The organism is Pantoea sp. CTOTU49201, assembly GCF_032054795.1.
Lineage (GTDB): Bacteria > Pseudomonadota > Gammaproteobacteria > Enterobacterales > Enterobacteriaceae > Pantoea > Pantoea symbiotica.
Map to the genome: position 1 here is coordinate 1 of NZ_DAMBSA010000491.1, position 3,075 is coordinate 3,075.

A 3,075-nucleotide genomic window follows, 5' to 3' on the forward strand; every position below is an offset into this window, starting at 1 on the left:
TTGCTTAAGTGAGAGACTAGACAGGCACTACAGCCAAACATTAAGAGAAATCACGTTCTCCATCCCCCTATCGCTTCATTAAATTTTGAGATAGCTGTTATGAATGCTGATATACCCGCCTTTTCAAAAACTGCCCACTAATTACCGCCAGCAAAATGCCGCCAACAATCAGCAGTGTGCCCAGTACTTTGCTGTGATCGAGGGATTCATGCAGGATCGCCACGCCCATCAGCAGCGCCAGCGCAGGGCTGAGCAGCGACCAGGGTAAAATCTGGCTGGCGGGATAGCGTTTCAATAAGCCGTACCACAGCGAATAGGCGAAGACCGACGAACCCAACGCGCTGTAAATCACGCCCAACCAGCCGCGCCAGCCCGCCTGCATCAGCAAGGTGAATTGATGTTGCTCGGTTAGCCAGGAACTGATGCCTACCAGTGGAATGGCAAACAGCGATAACCAGCCGGTCATTGCCAGCGGCGCAATCGGCGGTAGACGTTTGATAATCACCGTGCTGCATGCCCAACCACAGGCGCTGATCAGCAGCCACATCATGCCTTGCCAGTTCGTGAGCGCCGGGCTGCCCGCCAGAATTATCACGCCAATAAACGCCACGCCCACGCCGGAGATTTGCCGATAGCTTAGGCGCTCTTTGAGACAAAACGCCGCTAATAGCATGGCGATTGGCGTACCCATCTGGATAAACACGGCCGTGGTGCCGGCATCGGCGGTTTGCATGCCGATCACCATCAAGCCGAAATGCACAAATCCGAAAGTGAAGGCCAGCAGCAGCATGCCCGGTAACTGGCGACGCGTCAGGCGGTGAAACGGCAGCAGGATCGCCGCCACCAGCATGAAACGCAGCGTCAGCATAAAAAGCGGCGGCAGTTCCATCAGGCCAAACTTCATGGCAATGACGTTGAACGCCCAACCGTTGACCACCAGCACCAAAATCAGTACATCGCGTAGCGGCACTGCTTTCACGCGCGCAACCGCGTTGGGGTTTGCAGATGATAGTCGTGGTCCAGCTGGAAACGGCGCGCCAGTGCCAGCAACTGACGTTCGGCGCCGTCGCGCCCAATCAGCTGCATACCAATCGGCATGCCGTCGCGATCAAATCCGGCGGGATGGCTGATGGCCGGTAACGCCGACAAACTCGCCAGCGCGTTGTAGCGCATATTGCCAGTCAGCACGCTCTCTTCGCGGTCGCCCATCTGAATCGCTTCCAGCCCTTTATGCGGCGCGGTAAACGGCAGCGTCGGCACCAGAATCACATCCACCTGATTAAGGTGTTGCAGCAGCTGCATGCGTAAACCGGTGCGGAAGCGCTGCGCCTGCAGATACTCCACCGCGCTGATGCCTAAACCGGCGTGCAGCAGTTTACGCACGTCCGCGCCATACTCTTCTGGTCGCTCTGCCAGCCACGCCGCATGCAGCGATGCCGGTTCGGCGAGGTTGATCAGTACCAACGCGTTAACCGCCTGATCGAGCCCGGTAAAACTCAGCGTCTGGCATCGCGCACCTGCGGCGCTGAACCACTGCACCATTTGGTCGTAAGCGCTGGCAACGTCCGGCTGCACCTGCTGATGCACATCAGGCAGCAGACCGATGCGCAAGCCAGCCAATTCCGGCAAGGCACTCAGTTTTCCTGCCTGGCCATCAAGCACATCAAACAGCACTTCGCACTCTTCGGCGTAGCGCGCCAGCGGCCCAACGGTATCAAGGCTGGAGGCCAACGGGAAAATGCCTTCGGTGGAGAGCCGCCCCACGCCAGGCCGCAATCCGGTGATGCCGTTCATGGAGGCCGGTAAGCGAATCGATCCGCCGGTATCGGTGCCGAGCGTGGCCAACGCGCTGCGCACCGATGCCGCCACGCCCGAGCCGCCGCTCGATCCAGCGGGAATGCGCGTGTCGTCCCACGGATTACTGCTGGCGCCATAGTGGGGATTATTAGTGGTGCCGCCCCACGCAAACTCATGCATGTTGGTGCTGCCGATAATCAGCGCACCGGCCTGCTTCAAACGCTGTACCACCCGCGCATCACGGGTGGCGATATTGCCGCTGAGGATTTGGCTACCGGCATGCATCTCTTCACCGGCCAGATCGATATTGGCTTTAATGGCGATTGGCATGCCGTGCAACGGCCCAAGATCGTAGCCCTGCTCCAGCAGGCGCTGGCTGGCTTTGGCGGTTTGACGCACCTGCGAAACATACACTTGGTTAAACGCATTGAGATCGTGCGTGGCTTCTTCGCGCGCCAGGCAGGCTTCCACCAGATCCGGCACGCTGGTTTGCCGCGTGCGCAGCCGCTGCGCCAGCGTCAGCATTGAGGCATCAATAAATTCACTCATGCGGCAACTCCAGCGGCGGTTGCAAAGCCGAAACCCAGGCGGTCGCCGGTAATAAGGTCGGCGGGAAATGCGTAGCGGCAAAGGCGCCGACGCCCGCCGCACGCGCTTCACAATCGCTGAGTAAAGGCAGTAACTCGTCAGCATCGGCCGCGCAGTGGCGCTGAATCAGCGCCAGGCGCAGTGCAATCGGATCGATCATGGTTGCTCCTTATTTATCACCCATCGCATCCACCGCCGCTTTGGCTTTGGTTGCCAGCTCGACGTTGACGTTGTTTTGATAAGAGGTGGCTTCCGACGGATAGGCTTTGATGTTTTTGGCGTACAGCGCGATGTTCATGTTGTTGTCCCACGCCTTCTGCGATACCAGCACATTCTCCGGATAGCCTTTGGCATCAATCTCACGCTGCACCGCTTTCTTCACCACCGCTTCCGGCAGCGCCGGGAAGTATTTGCGGGCGATCTGCACTGATTCTTCCTGATGCTTATAGATGAAGCGCGATGCCTGCTCGAATGCCGTCACCACCGCCTGCGCCGCCTGCGGATTTTTGTCGATGTACTGCTGCGTGGTGGTCAGGCTGGAGAAAGCAAATGGATACCAGGATTGCGCCGCCGAGAACGAATAGACCACGTGCAAACCATTCTGCTGCTCGGCCATGGTCACTTGCGGTTCCGCTGCTAGCGCGTAATCCGCACGCCCCGCCGCCACCGCCGGGATTTCATTGCCGATCG

At 58.8% G+C, this 3,075-nt stretch carries 4 protein-coding genes; all 4 read right to left on the reverse strand.

The window, feature by feature from the left end; all coding sequences use genetic code 11:
- Window positions 1–97: 97 nt before the first annotated feature.
- A complete protein-coding gene (locus RTY00_RS22675) occupies window positions 98–970 on the reverse strand; it encodes a DMT family transporter (protein WP_312666410.1) in 873 nt (290 codons plus the stop codon).
- A gap of 5 nt (window positions 971–975) precedes the next feature.
- Complete coding sequence (locus RTY00_RS22680) at window positions 976–2,346, reverse strand: amidase (protein WP_312666408.1); 1,371 nt, start codon at window positions 2,344–2,346, stop codon at window positions 976–978.
- Window positions 2,339–2,545, reverse strand: a complete 207-nt coding sequence (locus RTY00_RS22685; protein ID WP_312666409.1) for a hypothetical protein — start codon at window positions 2,543–2,545, stop codon at window positions 2,339–2,341. The genes RTY00_RS22680 and RTY00_RS22685 overlap by 8 nt, the downstream gene beginning before the upstream one ends.
- Before the next feature lie 9 nt (window positions 2,546–2,554).
- A partial coding sequence (locus RTY00_RS22690) for an ABC transporter substrate-binding protein (protein WP_409519164.1) occupies window positions 2,555–3,075 on the reverse strand: 521 nt, incomplete at its 5' end.